The following is a 14,838-nucleotide window of genomic DNA, read 5'->3' as shown; positions in this document are numbered from 1 at the left end:
CGCCGCTGGGAACGTTCCTTGCCGCACGCCCCCTCCACCATGCTGCGCATGGTCCCCCTCCCCTTGCAGGGGAGGATAAGGGTAAGTGACGGACTTCGCCGAACTGGTCGCGGCGACGCATTATTCCTTCCTCGACGGCGCAAGTTCGGCGGAAGCAATGGTCCGGCAGGCGATCCTGCTGGGGCTGGACGGAATCGGCATTGCCGACCGCAACACGGTGGCGGGGGTGGTGCGGGCACACCGGGCGCTGCGGGAAATCCGCGAGAAGCTGGGCGACCGGATGCCGCCGTTCGAACTGGTCGTCGGCGCGCGCCTGGTCCTTGCCGATGGGACGCCGGACATCGTCGCCTATCCGGTCGACCGGACGGGCTGGGGGCGGCTGACCCGGTTGCTCACGACGGGCAACAAGCGCGCGCGCAAGGGTGGCTGCATCCTGGGGCTGGGCGACCTGACCCGTCATGCCGAGGATCTGCTGCTGATCGCGCTCCCCCAGTCGAGCGCACGGCCCTGCGAGCCGATGACGGACGCGATGCTGCCCCCGAGGCGCGCCGATCCGGGGCTGGCGGCGACGCTCGACCGGCTGGTGGCGGTGGCGCCGGGGCGGGTCTGGCTGGGCGTGACCATGCCGCGATCGGGGGCGGACCGGCGGCGGCTGATGACCCATGCCGCGCTGGCCGGGGCGCGGGGCGTCCCCCTGCTCGCCACCACCGATGCGCTGTCCGCCTCACCGGCCGACCGTCCGGTACAGGATATACTGACCTGCATCCGCGAAGGGCTGACCGTCCGTACCGGGGGGCGGCGGCTGGCGGCCAATGCCGAGCGGCATCTGAAACCCGGTGCCGAGATGGCGCGCCTGTTCGCCGACCGGCCGGACGCGGTGGCGCAGAGCAGGGCGATCCTCGACCGGATCGCCTTCCGGCTGGATCACATCTCCTACCAATATCCCGACGAGCCGATCCCGCGAGGGTGGGATGCACAGGACTGGCTGGAGGAACTGGTCCGGCGCGAAGCCGCCGAGCGCTATCCGAATGGCGTGCCCGCCAAGCTGCGCGCGCTGCTGGACGAGGAACTCGCGCTCATCCGCCGGTGCGGCTATGCGCATTATTTCCTGACCGTACACGACATCGTCCGTTTCGCGCGGACGCGGAAGCCGCCCATTCTCTGCCAGGGGCGCGGATCGGCGGCCAATTCGGCGGTCTGCTGGGTCCTGGGCGTCACCTCGGTCGATCCGGTCCGATATGACCTGTTGTTCTCGCGCTTCGTATCCGAGGAGCGGCGCGAGCCGCCCGATATCGACATCGATTTCGAGCATGAGCGGCGCGAGGAGGTGATCCAGTATATCTATGACCGCTATGGCCGCCACCGCGCCGCCATCGCCGCCACCGTCATCCATTACCGCCCGCGCAGCACGGTGCGCGAGGTCGGACGCGCACTGGGGCTGAGCGAGGATGTGACGCAAAGGCTGACCAGCACGGTCTGGGGCAGCTTTTCCAAACAGTTCGAGGAAAAGCGGTTCCACGAAACCGGCTTCTCGCCCGACAATCCCGAGATCGCCCGGCTGCGCACGCTGGTCGACCGGCTGCTCGGCGCACCGCGCCATCTGTCGCAGCATGTCGGCGGCTTCGTGCTGACCCAGGGAAGGCTGGACGAGACGGTGCCGATCCATAACGGCGCGATGGAGGGGCGGACCTTCATCGAATGGGACAAGGACGATATCGACGAACTGAAGATCATGAAGGTCGACATATTGGCGCTGGGGATGCTGACCTGCATCCGCAAGGCGTTCGACCTGATGGCGGTGAACGGGCTGCCGCGTCCCGACCTCGACACGCTGGCGCAGGACGAGGACCCGGCCGTCTACAGGATGCTGCAACGGGGCGACAGCATCGGCGTGTTCCAGGTGGAAAGCCGCGCGCAGATCAACATGCTGCCCCGGCTGAAGCCACGCGAATTCTACGATCTGGTCGTGCAGGTCGCGATCGTCCGGCCGGGGCCGATCGAGGGCGACATGGTCCATCCCTATCTGCGGCGGCGGGCGCAAAAGGAGGCAGTGACCTATCCCTCGCCGCATCCCGATCACGGCCCGGCGGACGAACTGCGCGCCCTGCTCGGCAAGACGTACGGCGTACCGCTGTTCCAGGAACAGGCGATGAAGCTGGCCATCACCGCCGCCAGGTTCACTCCCGACGAGGCCAACCAGCTTCGCCGCGCCATGGCGACGTTCCGCAAGGTCGGGGGGATGGACAATTTCCAGCAGAAGATGGTCGGCGGCATGGTGGCGCGCGGCTATGATCCCGAATTCGCCGAACGCTGTTTCAAGCAGATCGAGGGGTTCGGCTCTTACGGCTTTCCCGAAAGCCATGCGCTGTCCTTCGCGCGGCTGGTCTATGTTTCGGCCTGGCTGAAACGCCACCAGCCCGCGATCTTCACCTGTGCGCTGCTGAATGCGCAGCCCATGGGATTCTATGCGCCCGCCCAGCTGGTCCGCGACGCGCGCGAGAATGGCGGGGTCGAGGTGCGGCCGGTCGATGTGAATTTCAGTGGCTGGGACAATCGGCTGGAGCGGCGAGAGGATGGCCGGTTCGCGCTGCGCCTGGGCTTTCGGCAGGTCGATAGCTTTCGCGAGGCCTGGGGCACGGACATTGCGGATCACGCCCCCTATGAGACCATCGAGTCGGTCGCGATCCGGGCGCAGCTGCCGCGCCGTGCGCTCGACCTGCTGGCGCAGGCCGATGCCTATCGCTCGCTGGGCAGCGGACGGCGCGAGGGGCAGTGGGAGGCGCGGCGGATGAAGTCGGCGCAACTGCCGCTGTTCGCCGCGATGGCGGCCCCCGAAATGGCCGCCGAACCCGCTGTCGCGCTGCCGCCCATGCCGCTGGCCGAACAGGTCAGCGCCGATTACCGGGCGATGCGACTGTCGCTGAAGGGCCATCCCATGGCGTTCCTGCGCCGCGAACTGGCGGGGGAGGGGGTGCTCTGCGCCGCCGACCTCCACCATCTGGCCGATGGGCGGCGGGCCAAGGTGGCGGGGGTGGTGCTGGTCCGCCAGCGGCCGGGCAAGGGCAATGCGATCTTCGTCACGATCGAGGACGAGACGGGCATCGTCAACGCGCTGCTATGGGCGCGCGATTTCGAGGCGAACCGGCGCGCGGTGATGGCCTCGCGACTGATGCTGATCCATGGCGTCGTCCAGCGCAGTGAGGAGGGTGTGGTCCATCTGATGACCGCTGGCGTCGAGGATCGCAGCGCGATGCTGGCCCGGCTGGAGGACGTGCCCGCCGCCGCCACCCGCTCCCACGATCCGCGTGGGGCTCCGGCACCGCGTGGCGTCCATCCCCGCGATGTCCGCCTGCTGCCGCGATCACGGGATTTCCATTAGAGTTGAAAGCGATCAGCATTGCACGGTTTTAGCCCCTCCCCTGAAGGGGAGGGGTGAGCAGAGTTGATCGTTTTCGACTCCAGGGGCAATTGCCATTCGGATTGTTTTGCTAACCCTCTCCCCTCAGAGAGGGGCGAGGGAAGGGTGGCCTCGCCCTGTCCTGCAGAGAAAGGAGGGTGTGGGACATTCCCGCCCGGACGTACCGATTTATACGATCGACCCTGTCCCCAAGGGCTTGTGCGCACCCCCCGCCATGCCATATTTTATGCCCATGGCCCAGAACAGCGACACCCTCACCCATCCTCTGGGAATGGCCGGCAATGGTCCCGGGCAAGGCCCCGATCATGGCGATGACGAGGGCAACGGCCTGGGCGTCGCGACGCGGACCCGCACGCGCACCAAGCAGCCGACGCCGTACCGCGTGCTGATGCTGAACGACGATTACACGCCGATGGAATTCGTCGTGCTGTGCCTTCAGCGTTTCTTCCGGATGAGCATGGACGATGCGACCCGCGTGATGCTGCACGTCCACCAGCGGGGCGTGGGGGTGTGCGGCGTGTTCTCCTATGAGGTCGCCGAGACCAAGGTGGCGCAGGTGATCGACTTCGCCCGCGCCAACCAGCATCCGCTTCAGTGTACGCTGGAGAAGGCGTAAGTCTTCTTCACTCCTCTCCGGCACGGAGAGGATCAGGCCATCACCAGATCCGCCGCTTGCCGCCCGGACAGCCAGGCGCTCTCCACCCGTGGGGCGACCAGCCAGTCGCCACAGGCCGCCAGCCGCGGCTCGGCCTGATGATAGGCCCCGGCACCCGCCTTGCCCGAGCGCGCGTAACGCCAGCGGTGCGCGGTCGCATGGACCGGCACGGGCAATGTGCCGACCCGTTCCTCCAGCGCGCGCAGCAGCGAGGCGGTGACGGAGGTGCGGTCGCTTTCGACATGGCGCCGCGACCAGTCGGCCGTGGCATGGATGGTCCAGGCCTCGCCGCCCTTGCGTCCCGGCTTGGCGCGATTGCGTGCGGCCCAGTCGATGGGGTCGGCGGCGGACAGGGTATCCGGTGCCGAGAAGCCGGTGTCGAACCCCAGCAGCACGGTCCAGCACGGGTCGGAGGGATGCGCGCGCGCCAGTTCGGCCAGCGCCGGATCGATCGGTGCGGCAAGGCCGGCCGTCTGCTCGGCGGGGAGCGCCAGTATCACCACATCGAACGGTCCCTCGGTCATCTCGTCATGGAGCAGCCGCCATCCGTCCGCATCGCGGCGCAATGCGCGGATATGCATCGACCAGCGAACGTCGAGCGCCGCCGCCATATGCGTGACGGGCGCGTTCATCCCCGGCACCCCGACCCAGGCATCGTCATCCATGGCGGGCCACCGCGCGACCACACCCTGCCGTTCCCAATCCACGACCTGCGCAATAAAGGCCGGGTCCCGCGCGGTCAGATATTGCGCGCCATAATCGAAGGCGAAGCGCAGGCCCTGCGCCGTCACCACCTTGCTCGCCATGCGGCCGCCGGGTCCGCGTCCCTTGTCGAACAGCGTGACCTGCCATCCCGCCTCGGTCAGGCGTGAGGCGCAGGCCAGGCCCGCTATCCCTGCGCCGATGATCGCCGCCGATCCGGCCATATCCCGTTCCCTCATGATTCACCGCATCACGCGCAATCCGACGATACGCCCCGGGACCGGGGATCGATCCGTCTCATCGGTGAACTGCCCCCCGATCGCGCCAAGTATCAAAGCTGATCCATGCTATCTTTTTTGAATGCGGGGTGGTCTGGTCAAGGATCGACCGGGAATGCCCGACGTTATGGGGCATGACGAGCGGCGGTTCCTTCCGCTCAGGGGAAGACCTCACGCCGCCTATGTCCATGACAGACGCGACATGATCCCGCCCGATGGGCGTGCCGGTGGGCCTGTGGCTCGCCAGGTCTTTGTACGCCCAACCTTTTTACCAGACGAACCCGGAGAGCTTGCGGCATGGAAGACTATAAGACGGTACTCGAAGGCAAGTGCCCCTTTGGCGGCGACCGGATCGGCGGCGCCTTCACCACGCCGCCGACGCTGGCCGAATGGTATCCCAATCGCCTGCGGGTCGAGCAGCTGCACCGCCATGGCCCCCGCGCCAATCCGCTGGGGGAGGATTTCGACTATCGCGCCGAATTCGCCAAGATCGACCTCGATGCGCTGAAGGCCGAGATCAAGCGCTTCCTGACCAGCTCGGTCGCGTGGTGGCCGTCCGACTATGGCAATTACGGGCCGCAGATGATCCGCATGTCGTGGCACTCGGCGGGCAGCTATCGCATCGCCGACGGGCGCGGCGGGGCAGGCGAGGCGATGCAGCGTTTCGCACCGATCAACAGCTGGTGGGACAATGGCAATGTCGACAAGTCGCGCCGCCTGCTCTGGCCGATCAAGCAGAAATATGGCGCCGCGCTGTCCTGGGCGGACCTGATCGTCCTGACCGGCAATTGCTCGCTCGAGATCATGGGGCTGCCGACCTATGGTTTCGGCGGCGGACGCGAGGATGCGTGGGAAGCCGACGACGCGACCTATTGGGGTCCCGAAGTCTTCGACATGACCAAGGTCGACAGCTTCGACGAGATGGTCAACCGCGACAAGCGCTGGCGCGGCCAGAATGGTGACGCCGATTACGATCTGGAGCAGCCGCTCGCCGCCTCGCACCAGTCGCTCATCTATGTGAACCCCGAAGGGCCTTATGCCAGCGGTGATCCGATGGCCTCGGCACGCGACATCCGCATCACGTTCACCCGCATGGCGATGAACGACGAGGAGACGGTGGCGCTGATCGCGGGCGGCCATGCCTTCGGCAAGAGCCATGGCATGGTGAAGGCCGACCGGATCGGCGCGCCGCCCGAGATCGCCGCGATCGAGGAGATGGGGCTGGGCTGGCACAACCCCGAAGGCACCGGCAATGCCGAGTTCACGATGACCAACGGCATCGAGGGCAGCTGGACCCAGAACCCGACCCAGTGGGACAACAGCTATCTCGAAAACCTGCTCGGACTGGAATGGGAACAGACCCGGAGTCCTGCGGGCGCACTGCAATGGACGCCGGTCAGCGGTGACGCGCCGCGCACCCCCGACGCGCATATCGAGGGCAAGAGCCATGCGCTGATGATGATGACCAGCGACATCGCGCTGAAGGTCGATCCCGTCTATCGCCCGATCTGCGAGCGGTTCCTCAAGGACTTCGACTATTTCACCGAGCAATTCTCCAAGGCGTGGTACAAGCTGACGCACCGCGACATGGGGCCGCGCGAACGCTATGTCGGACCCGAGGTCACGATCGAGCCCGACCTGCTCTGGCAGGACCCGATTCCCGAACGCGATTACGAGCTGATCGACGCTGCCGACATCGCGCAATTGAAGCAGCGGATCCTGGACAGCGGCCTGTTGGTGTCGGACCTGGCCTTCACCGCCTTTTCCGCGGCGGTCACGTACCGGGACAGCGACAAGCGCGGCGGTGCGAACGGCGCGCGGCTGGCGCTCGCCCCGCAAAAGGACTGGGCGGTCAATCGCCGCACCGTGCCCGTCATCGCCAAGCTTCGTGAGATCATGGGCGCGTTCAACGACGGCGCGAGCAGCGGCAAGCGCGTGTCGCTGGCCGACCTGATCGTGCTGGGCGGTTGCGCGGCCGTGGAGAAGGCGGCGGCGGATGCGGGTGTCGCGCTGGAGGTGCCCTTCACCGCCGGGCGTCGCGACACGACCGACGAACTGACCGATGCCGACAGCTTCGAATGGTTGAAGCCGGTGGTCGACGGTTTCCGCAACTATGTCGACGATCACTTTGCCGAAGTGACGGCGGGCCGCGTCGCGCCGGAGGAACTGTTCCTCAACAAGGCGGCGCTCCTGAAGCTCAGTGCGCCCGAATGGGTGGTGCTGACCGGCGGGCTGCGCGCGCTGGGCGCGAATTGGGACGAGAGCGAGGCGGGCGTGTTCTCCGACCGGGTGGGCGTGCTGAGCAACGATTTCTTCCAGGTACTGACCAGCATGGACTATGTCTGGACCAGGCAGGACGAAGCAGGCTTGCGCTTCACGCTGGACGATCGGGACAGTCGTGAGACGCGCTACACCGCTACGCGCAACGACCTGGTCTTCGGGGCCAACTCGCAGCTGCGCAACATCGCGGAATTCTATGCTGCCGAGGACGGCCATCCCCGCATGGTCCGCGACTTCGTGAAGGTCTGGAACAAGGTGATGACCGCGGATCTTTTCTGATGGTGGAGGCGGCCCGGTCGTGATCGGGCCGCCCTTGCTGGAGAGAGGGGCATGACGACCGTTACCGTCTGGTATGATGCCGCCTGTCCGCTGTGTCGCCGCGAGATCGCAGTGATGCGGCGGCTGGACCGGCGCGGGCGGATCGATTTTATCGCGATCGGCGGCGAGGGGCCGGACCAGTGCCCGATCGACCGCGACACGCTGCTCGCGCGCTTTCATGCGCGGGAGGATGGGCGGATGCTGTCGGGCGCGGCGGCCTTTGCCGCGATGTGGCGGGCGATCCCGCTGCTGCGGCCGCTGGGTCTGGCGGCGCGCTCGCCTTGGGTGCTGGCGCTGCTGGAGCGTGGTTATCGCCGGTTCCTGAAGGTCCGCCCTCGATTGCAGAGATGGGCCGGACCCTGAACACTCCTCTCCTTGCAGGGGAGGAATGGAATTACCGCCCCGGCGGCAGCCAGCTGAGGTCCAGCCCCTCGAACCGGTCGATATAGTCCGCCTCGCGCACGAGCCGCGCTTCGTCGAGCAGGTGGACATGACCGCCCTCGCGCTTGATCAGCCCATCGTCCTCCAGCTGGCGCAGCATCCGGTTGACGTGAACGGCGGTCAGCCCGATCGCGTCGCCCATCTCCTCCTGGGTCAGGCCGAGCGCAAAGGAGGTGCCGACATCCATGCCCGCCTGACGCATCTGGCCGCGCAGCGACAGCAGCAGCGTCGCGACGCGCACCCGCGCCGAGGTGCGGCCCAGCCCCGCCAGCCGGTCGGTGGTGACGACCCGTTCGATCTGGTTGAGCACCAGGATCAGGCTGAACAGCCTCGGATGCCCGGTCGCCAGTCCTGCGATCTGGCTCCGGTCGAAGGGACAGACGACCGCGTTGGACACCGCCACCACCGTATCGGGCGAGCGGCCATAGACCAGCGCCGACAGCGCGAAGAGGTCGCCGGGAAACAGGAAACGCACCACCTGGCGGCTGCCATCGTCGAGCAGGACATAGCACATCAACATGCCCTGCTGCACGACGAACAGCTCGTCGCTGCGCGCCTGTTCCTCCATCAATACCGCACCGCGCCGGATCGCCTTTGGCCGATCCTCCAGCCGTGCCAAGGCCTCACGCTCGGCCGGGGTCAACGAAACCCATTTGTCCAGGCGATCAGCAAGCCCGCAATTTGACACTGACACCTCATCCCCCGAGCGGACGAACGCCTTAGCCACCAAGGGTGCGACCATGCATTAATATCGATCAACCGGACATTTTCTTGGTTTTTCGATCCCTTTCGACAGGCGGCGAAGGGCGGGACCCTTGGCGGTGGCGCGTGCGTCCGCTAGGAGGGCCGGTCTATGGACCGTATCCTTATTCGCGGCGGCAACCGGCTGTCGGGCCGCCTGAAGATCTCGGGCGCGAAGAACGCCGCGCTCACCCTGATGCCTTGCGCGATCCTGACCGACGAACCGGTCACGCTGCGCAACCTGCCGCGTCTGGCCGATGTCGACGGGTTCGGCCATCTGCTGAACCAGATCGGCGCGTCGACACGGGTCGAGGGCACGCGCCCGGAGGATTTCGGCCGGGTCATGACGATCCGTGCGGGCCAGCTCTTCTCGACCGAGGCCCCCTATGACATCGTGCGCAAGATGCGCGCGTCGATCCTGGTGCTCGGCCCCATCCTGGCACGCATGGGCGAGGCGCGGGTGTCGCTGCCTGGCGGCTGCGCGATCGGCAACCGCCCGATCGACCTGCACCTGAAGGCGCTGGAAGCGCTGGGCGCGGAAATCGAGCTGACCGCCGGTTACGTCAAGGCCAGCGCGCCGGGCGGCCGCCTGTCGGGTGGGCGCTACACCTTCCCGGTGGTGTCGGTCGGTGCGACCGAGAACGCGCTGATGGCCGCGGTCACCGCCAAGGGCACCTCGGTGCTGGGCAATGCCGCGCGCGAGCCGGAGATCGTCGACCTTTGCCGGTTGCTGATCGCGATGGGTGCGCGGATCGACGGCGTCGGCACCGAGACGCTGACCATCGAGGGTGTCGACCGGCTGCACGGCGCGACCTATTCGGTGATGCCCGACCGGATCGAGGCGGGCAGCTATGCCTGCGCCGCCGCGATCACCGGCGGCGACCTGGAACTGGTCGGGGCCTGTGCCGACGACATGCGCGCCACATTGTCCGCGCTGGTCGAGGCGGGCGTGACCGTCGAGGAAAGCCGTGATTCGATCCGGGTGAAGGCCGATGGCCCGCTCCAGCCGCTGACCCTGTCGACCGCGCCCTATCCGGGCTTCGCCACCGACATGCAGGCGCAGTTCATGGCGATGCTGTGCAAGGCGCAGGGCACCAGCACCCTGACCGAGACGATCTTCGAGAACCGCTACATGCACGTGCCCGAGCTGGCGCGCATGGGCGCGGATATCCAGGTCCATGGCCGCACCGCGATGGTGAAGGGTGTCGAGAAGCTGACCGGCGCGCCCGTGATGGCGACCGACCTGCGCGCCTCGATGAGCCTGATCCTGGCGGGCCTGGCCGCCGAGGGCGAAACGTCGGTCGCCCGTGTGTACCACCTCGACCGTGGTTACGAGCGTCTGGAGGAAAAGCTGTCCGCCGTGGGTGCCGATATCGAGCGCGTAGGGGACTAAGCGTTCATTCCTCCCCTGCAAGGGGAGGTGGCAGGCCGAAGGCCTGACGGAGGGGGGGATGCTCATAGGGCATTCCTGGGCGGCGATCCCCCTCCACCACCGCTTCGCGGCGGTCCCCCTCCCCGTGCCGGGGAGGATGCCTATGTCACCAGGCGCTTCAGCGTGTCCACCCGGTCCGCCTCCTCGGCAGGCTTGTCGGTGCGGATGCGCGCGATCCGGGGGAAGCGCATCGCGACGCCGGACTTATGGCGTTTCGACTCGTGGATCGAATCGAACGCGATCTCCAGCACCAGCGTCTTCTCGACCTCGCGCACCGGGCCGAAGCGCTGGACGGTATGCGCGCGCACGAAACGGTCGAGCTGGCGCAGTTCCTCGTCGGTGATCCCCGAATAGGCCTTGCCGACGGGCAGCAGCTCACCCTCCTCGGTCCAGCAGCCGAAGGTATAGTCGCTATAGTAGCTCGACCGGCGACCATTGCCGCGCTGCGCGTACATCATCACGCAATCGGCGGTCAGCGGATCGCGCTTCCATTTGTACCACAGGCCGACGCGTCGCCCGCCGCTATAGGGCGAATCGCGGCGCTTGAGCATCACCCCCTCGATCGCGGCATCGCGGGCGGTGGCGCGCAGGGCCTCCAGCGCGGTGAAATCCTCGGCCTCGATCACCGCGCTGACGTCGAACCGCTCGGGGTCGAGCCTGGCGGCGAAGGCCTCCAGCCGCTGGCGCCGTTCGGTCCAGGGGAGGGGGCGGAGATCCTCGGTCCCATCGACCAATATGTCGTAGAGGCGGACAAAGGCGGGGTAATCGGCCAGCATCTTCGCCGATACCGTCTTGCGCCCCAGCCTTTGTTGCAGCGCGTTGAAGCTGGCCGCGCCCCCGCCATCCTCCAGCGCGCCGCCCTGATGCTCGCCCTTGACCAGCAACTCGCCATCGACCGCGCCCACCGCGTCAAAGGCCTGCGCGACATCGGGAAAGGCGTGGGTCACGTCATCGCCGGTCCGGCTGTAGAGCCGGGTCTGCCCCGCGACATGGACGATCTGCACCCGGATGCCGTCCCATTTCCACTCGGCGGCATAGTCGTTGAGGTCGACCCGCAAATCCTCCAATGGATGTGCAAGCATGAAGGGGCGGAAGACCGGCACATCGGCGGGCGTCGGCTGTTCGCCCGTGCCCTCACCCCAGGCGAACAGTTCGGCATAGGGCGGGGAGAGGCCGTGCCAGACCTCTTCCACCGCTTCGACGTCCAGCCCGAAATGTTGCGCAAAAGCGGTCTTGGCCAGCCGTGCGGACAGGCCGATGCGCAGGCCCCCCGTCGCCATCTTCAGCAGGGCGAATCGCTCCTCCGCGGTCGACCGGTCGAGCATGTCGGCCAGCACGGCAGGCGCGTCGGAGCGCGACAGGTGCCGCAACCGCTCGACCACGTCGCTGACCGACAGGGGTTCGGGATCGACCGGCCGGTCGGGCGCGGGCCAGAGCAGGGCGACCGTCTCGGCCGTGTCGCCGACATAGTCGCGGCTCATGCGGAACAGCACGGGATCGACCCGCTGTTCGATCAAAGCGCGGATCAGCGCGGGCTTGACGCCGGGCAGATCGAGATCACCGGTCAGTGCCGCCATCGCCCAACCCCGGTCGGGATCGGGCGTGGCGGCAAGGTAATCCGCGACCAGCTTCAGCTTGGCGTTGCGCGAGCGTGTATAGATCAGCGCATCGAGCAACCCCGCGAATTCGCGCATAGGGGGATCAGTCGATCGCGTTCTTCACCGACTTGCCCGCGACCAGCCCGAGCACCAGGAAGATCACGAACAGCGCGATCGCGATGAAGAACAGGATCTTGGCGATTCCGACGAACGCGCCGCCGATGCCGCCGAAACCGAGTGCCCCCAGGATCAGTCCGACGACGAGGAAGGTGATGGCGAGCTTGAGCATGGGGTAATCCTCCTGACCTGATAAGGGGTTAACTGGCGGGGAGGGTTGGTGTTCCGGTTACGGATCGCGGGGGAAGCGAAAGGGGGGAACTGTCGCCATTTCCCGACTGCGGGGCGATCGGTCGCCAGGCCGCAGCATCCTGTGGTCAGGCCGCAGCGTGATCGAGAAGCCAGGCAAGCGCCGTGTCCCGATCGTCGAAGATGCGACGGTTGCCATCCAGCGGAAAGACCATTCTCTGGACCTGCAGGCGTGCGATCGAACTGGTCGTGACCACGGCGATTCTGCCGGGAACGGGAAAATCGCGGACGCGCCGGTCCATATAGTCGACGATCTCGCGCGATTGGGCGGGATAATTCCCCATGTCCATCCGCATCAGATGCCCTGGACCAAATCGATGTGCGGCATAGCCGGCTTGACGCTCGTTCATATATGCCTCGGCCTGCGGCAGCGTCAGCACCGCGTGCAGGACGGTATCGAGCAGGTTGATGTCTGGCCGGAACTGAACGGTGTAGGCTGAGCTTCGCATGGCGCGGCCTTACGGTTGCGCTCCTTGACCGACGGTAAATCTCGCCGCGCCCCGCCGATCCGGCGCTCGACAAAAAAAGCCCCGGCTTTCACCGGGGCTCTTCTTTGCTGAAAAGCCTGGGGGCGGTTCAGCCCTTGCGGCCTGCTTCGAACAGGAACCAGGCACGTTCCTCGGCCTGGTCGGTCCATTCGTCGACGATGCCGCTGGTGGCATTGTCCTTGGCCTCTTCGGCGGCATCCTTGACCGCGCGGAAGCGCTCGACGAGCTTCAGATTGTCGTCGCGCAGCTCGACCAGCATGTCGGCGGCCGACACGAATTCGCGGTCATTGTCGACGATGGTCTGGCGGCGCGCGATGTCGCCGATCGAGCGCAGCGTGACGTTGCCGGTCTTGCGGACGCGCTCGGCAATGGCGTCGGTCACGCCCAGGATCTGCGCGGCCTGATCGTCGAGCATCAGGTGATAGTCGCGGAAATGCGGGCCGGAGACGTGCCAGTGGAAGTTCTTGGTCTTCAGATAGAGCGCATAGCAATCGGCCAGCGCGCCGTTCAGGGCGTCGGCGACGCTGGCGGTGGCGTTGCGGTTGAGGTCGGTCGGCGTATCGAGTGCCGGGTTGATATCGGACATGGACATGCTCCCGCTGACTTGAGGATCGTTGCGATAACGATCCGATGGCCCAATGGCTCCCCCGCTGTCCATGGACAAAGCCTGCGCTGTCTGATCGACCGCCTAGATCAATCCCTTGGCCGAAAGCGCGATGACGATGCCGATCAGGATCATGATCGCGCCGCCCGTCATCCGGATCGGTCGCCAGGCCAGCCGTCGCCACTCGCGCGCGCCCAGCAGGATCGCCGGTATCAGCGCCCCGAGCATCCCCAGCATCGCGCCCGGCCAGGCCGCCCAGGGCAGGGGCGAGCGTGCGGCGGCGACCGCGACCAGCACAAGGCCCGATTCCATCAGCAGGATCGTGCCCGCCCCCAGCAGGGCGGTGCCGAACACCCCCAGGCGAACCGAGCCGAAGGGCGAACCCGCGCGCGGCAGTCGCCCCATCATGCCGATGCCCACCAGCACCAGCGCGACCGCCAGCAACAGGCTGCGCGTTTCCGGTGTCACCTGCGGCCCCAGCACCATGCCGATGCGAATCGCCACCGCCGCCAGCAATCCCTGCGCCAGCATGACACCCGCCAGGACCGGCAGGGCACTGTCCGTCCGTTCCGCCAGCCTTTCGGCAAAACCGCTCAGCCGCCCGCCCGCCTGGGACAGCAGCGTGGCGACCAGCACGATCATCAACGCATCCATCAGCCGGCCAGGCGGACCGAACAGGTCTGGGCAAAGGCGTTGGCGGCCTGCCAATCCTGCCGCTCGCTGGCGACGGCATCGTTCAGGATCGCGAACCAGCCATGGACGGGCGCGGGGACATCCTGCCGCATCAGCGCGCGGTCGATGAAATGGGTGACGGTGACGGCGGGGACCAACCCGTGGCGATGGGCGATGCGGCGGATAGCCTCCACCCCGTCGATCAGTTCGTGCGCCCGCGCATAGGGGGCGGACACGTCGAGCGCGGCGATTCGGGCACAGAGCTGGTCGCGAATCTCGGCGGGGCTGATGCCCGCATGGGGTGATTCGCGCGGCTCCATCCTGATGGTCATCCCTCTCATGCCCGCCCCGATAGCGGGAAGTGGCACCGTTTCCATAGGCTGTTGCCCGTAAAGAGGGGCTTAAATGGGGTGAAATGCTTGACTCATGCGGGGGCATGGGCCATGGGCGGCCCTTATATAGCGGCGGCTCCGGCTGCCGCTTTCGCTTTTTCACGCATACAGGAACCAGGTCATGGCCAAGCCGACCACCGTCAAGATCAAGCTCGTCAGCTCGGCTGATACCGGCTTCTTTTACGTCACGAAGAAGAACCCGCGCACCAAGACCGAGAAGCTGAGCTTCAACAAGTACGACCCGGTCGTGCGCAAGCATGTCGAGTTCAAGGAAGCCAAGATCAAGTAATTTGCGGGCGGCGACCCCAGGGTCGCCCCGTGATGCTTGAAGGCGTGAAGCCGCCGTCCGACAGGACGCGCGGCTTTTTGTCGTTGGTTCTTCTTCTCCCCCTCCCGCAGGCGGGAGGGGGCTGGGGGGAGGGCGGGAGTCTCATAGAGGCCATCGCTCGTGGC

The 14,838-nt window shown here is 66.7% G+C and carries 14 protein-coding genes; 6 read left to right on the top strand and 8 right to left on the bottom strand.

All coding sequences use genetic code 11. From position 1 onward, the window contains the following. Positions 1 to 85 precede the first annotated feature (85 nt). Both SP5_RS08255 and clpS read left to right on the top strand, forming a co-directional pair. Positions 86 to 3,379 carry an error-prone DNA polymerase gene (locus SP5_RS08255; protein ID WP_042486826.1) on the top strand — a complete coding sequence of 1,098 codons (3,294 nt, stop codon included), beginning with the start codon at positions 86 to 88 and terminating at the stop codon, positions 3,377 to 3,379. Between the two features lie 310 nt (positions 3,380 to 3,689). Then, a complete protein-coding gene (gene clpS / locus SP5_RS08250) occupies positions 3,690 to 4,034 on the top strand; it encodes an ATP-dependent Clp protease adapter ClpS (RefSeq protein WP_042486836.1) in 345 nt (114 codons plus the stop codon). Between the two features lie 32 nt (positions 4,035 to 4,066). On the opposite strand, the gene SP5_RS08245 is transcribed toward clpS, so the two are convergent. Continuing rightward, entirely contained in the window at positions 4,067 to 5,014 is a 948-nt protein-coding gene (locus tag SP5_RS08245) for an NAD(P)/FAD-dependent oxidoreductase (protein WP_245613431.1), read from the bottom strand. A gap of 336 nt (positions 5,015 to 5,350) precedes the next feature. Here SP5_RS08245 and katG point away from each other — a divergent pair, with 336 nt between their 5' ends. Continuing rightward, positions 5,351 to 7,612 carry a catalase/peroxidase HPI gene (gene katG / locus SP5_RS08240; protein ID WP_042486820.1) on the top strand — a complete coding sequence of 754 codons (2,262 nt, stop codon included), beginning with the start codon at positions 5,351 to 5,353 and terminating at the stop codon, positions 7,610 to 7,612. A gap of 51 nt (positions 7,613 to 7,663) precedes the next feature. Beyond that, positions 7,664 to 8,014, top strand: coding sequence for a thiol-disulfide oxidoreductase DCC family protein (locus SP5_RS08235; protein ID WP_042486815.1), 351 nt, complete (start codon positions 7,664 to 7,666; stop codon positions 8,012 to 8,014). A gap of 31 nt (positions 8,015 to 8,045) precedes the next feature. Here SP5_RS08235 and SP5_RS08230 read toward each other — a convergent pair whose 3' ends face one another. Next, positions 8,046 to 8,819, bottom strand: a complete 774-nt coding sequence (locus tag SP5_RS08230; RefSeq protein ID WP_245613430.1) for a Crp/Fnr family transcriptional regulator — start codon at positions 8,817 to 8,819, stop codon at positions 8,046 to 8,048. A gap of 126 nt (positions 8,820 to 8,945) precedes the next feature. Between SP5_RS08230 and murA the strand changes: the two genes are divergently transcribed. Continuing rightward, positions 8,946 to 10,226, top strand: a complete 1,281-nt coding sequence (murA, locus tag SP5_RS08225) for a UDP-N-acetylglucosamine 1-carboxyvinyltransferase (RefSeq protein WP_042486812.1) — start codon at positions 8,946 to 8,948, stop codon at positions 10,224 to 10,226. Positions 10,227 to 10,366: 140 nt separating this feature from the next. On the opposite strand, the gene SP5_RS08220 is transcribed toward murA, so the two are convergent. The 6 genes from SP5_RS08220 to SP5_RS08195 form a co-directional block, all read right to left on the bottom strand. Continuing rightward, positions 10,367 to 11,959, bottom strand: coding sequence for a cisplatin damage response ATP-dependent DNA ligase (locus SP5_RS08220; RefSeq protein ID WP_042486809.1), 1,593 nt, complete (start codon positions 11,957 to 11,959; stop codon positions 10,367 to 10,369). A 7-nt stretch (positions 11,960 to 11,966) separates the two neighbouring features. Beyond that, positions 11,967 to 12,152 carry a DUF1328 domain-containing protein gene (locus SP5_RS08215; RefSeq protein ID WP_007407044.1) on the bottom strand — a complete coding sequence of 62 codons (186 nt, stop codon included), beginning with the start codon at positions 12,150 to 12,152 and terminating at the stop codon, positions 11,967 to 11,969. Positions 12,153 to 12,297: 145 nt separating this feature from the next. After that, positions 12,298 to 12,678 (bottom strand): STAS/SEC14 domain-containing protein, encoded by a 381-nt coding sequence (locus tag SP5_RS08210; RefSeq protein ID WP_042486805.1) that lies wholly within the window; start codon positions 12,676 to 12,678, stop codon positions 12,298 to 12,300. Positions 12,679 to 12,805: 127 nt separating this feature from the next. Further along, entirely contained in the window at positions 12,806 to 13,303 is a 498-nt protein-coding gene (locus tag SP5_RS08205; protein ID WP_409665373.1) for a Dps family protein, read from the bottom strand. Between the two features lie 102 nt (positions 13,304 to 13,405). Then, the gene (locus SP5_RS18490) at positions 13,406 to 13,975 is read right to left on the bottom strand and encodes a TMEM165/GDT1 family protein (protein WP_052811464.1); all 570 of its coding nucleotides are present in this window, start codon (positions 13,973 to 13,975) and stop codon (positions 13,406 to 13,408) included. Then, a complete protein-coding gene (locus tag SP5_RS08195) occupies positions 13,975 to 14,325 on the bottom strand; it encodes a hypothetical protein (protein ID WP_245613429.1) in 351 nt (116 codons plus the stop codon). The genes SP5_RS18490 and SP5_RS08195 overlap by 1 nt, the downstream gene beginning before the upstream one ends. 181 nt (positions 14,326 to 14,506) lie before the next feature. On the opposite strand from SP5_RS08195, the gene rpmG reads away from it, so the two are divergent. Next, positions 14,507 to 14,674 carry a 50S ribosomal protein L33 gene (gene rpmG / locus SP5_RS08190; RefSeq protein WP_007407030.1) on the top strand — a complete coding sequence of 56 codons (168 nt, stop codon included), beginning with the start codon at positions 14,507 to 14,509 and terminating at the stop codon, positions 14,672 to 14,674. The last annotated feature ends 164 nt before the right edge of the window (positions 14,675 to 14,838 follow it).

The sequence above is a fragment of the Sphingomonas parapaucimobilis NBRC 15100 genome, assembly GCF_000787715.1.
GTDB lineage: Bacteria > Pseudomonadota > Alphaproteobacteria > Sphingomonadales > Sphingomonadaceae > Sphingomonas > Sphingomonas parapaucimobilis.
Note: the sequence above shows the minus strand (reverse complement) of the source record. Positions and strands in the feature narration are given on the sequence as shown.

Bases quoted from the DNA above. Each gene is read 5' to 3' on its own strand.
- clpS (WP_042486836.1), top strand. From the start codon at position 3,690: ATGGCCGGCAATGGTCCCGGGCAAGGCCCCGATCATGGCGATGACGAG.
- SP5_RS08245 (WP_245613431.1), bottom strand. From the start codon at position 5,014: ATGAGGGAACGGGATATGGCCGGATCGGCGGCGATCATCGGCGCAGGG.
- katG (WP_042486820.1), top strand. From the start codon at position 5,351: ATGGAAGACTATAAGACGGTACTCGAAGGCAAGTGCCCCTTTGGCGGC.
- SP5_RS08235 (WP_042486815.1), top strand. From the start codon at position 7,664: ATGACGACCGTTACCGTCTGGTATGATGCCGCCTGTCCGCTGTGTCGC.
- murA (WP_042486812.1), top strand. From the start codon at position 8,946: ATGGACCGTATCCTTATTCGCGGCGGCAACCGGCTGTCGGGCCGCCTG.
- SP5_RS08220 (WP_042486809.1), bottom strand. From the start codon at position 11,959: ATGCGCGAATTCGCGGGGTTGCTCGATGCGCTGATCTATACACGCTCG.
- SP5_RS08215 (WP_007407044.1), bottom strand. From the start codon at position 12,152: ATGCTCAAGCTCGCCATCACCTTCCTCGTCGTCGGACTGATCCTGGGG.
- SP5_RS08210 (WP_042486805.1), bottom strand. From the start codon at position 12,678: ATGCGAAGCTCAGCCTACACCGTTCAGTTCCGGCCAGACATCAACCTG.
- SP5_RS08205 (WP_409665373.1), bottom strand. From the start codon at position 13,303: ATGTCCGATATCAACCCGGCACTCGATACGCCGACCGACCTCAACCGC.
- SP5_RS18490 (WP_052811464.1), bottom strand. From the start codon at position 13,975: ATGGATGCGTTGATGATCGTGCTGGTCGCCACGCTGCTGTCCCAGGCG.
- SP5_RS08195 (WP_245613429.1), bottom strand. From the start codon at position 14,325: ATGACCATCAGGATGGAGCCGCGCGAATCACCCCATGCGGGCATCAGC.
- rpmG (WP_007407030.1), top strand. From the start codon at position 14,507: ATGGCCAAGCCGACCACCGTCAAGATCAAGCTCGTCAGCTCGGCTGAT.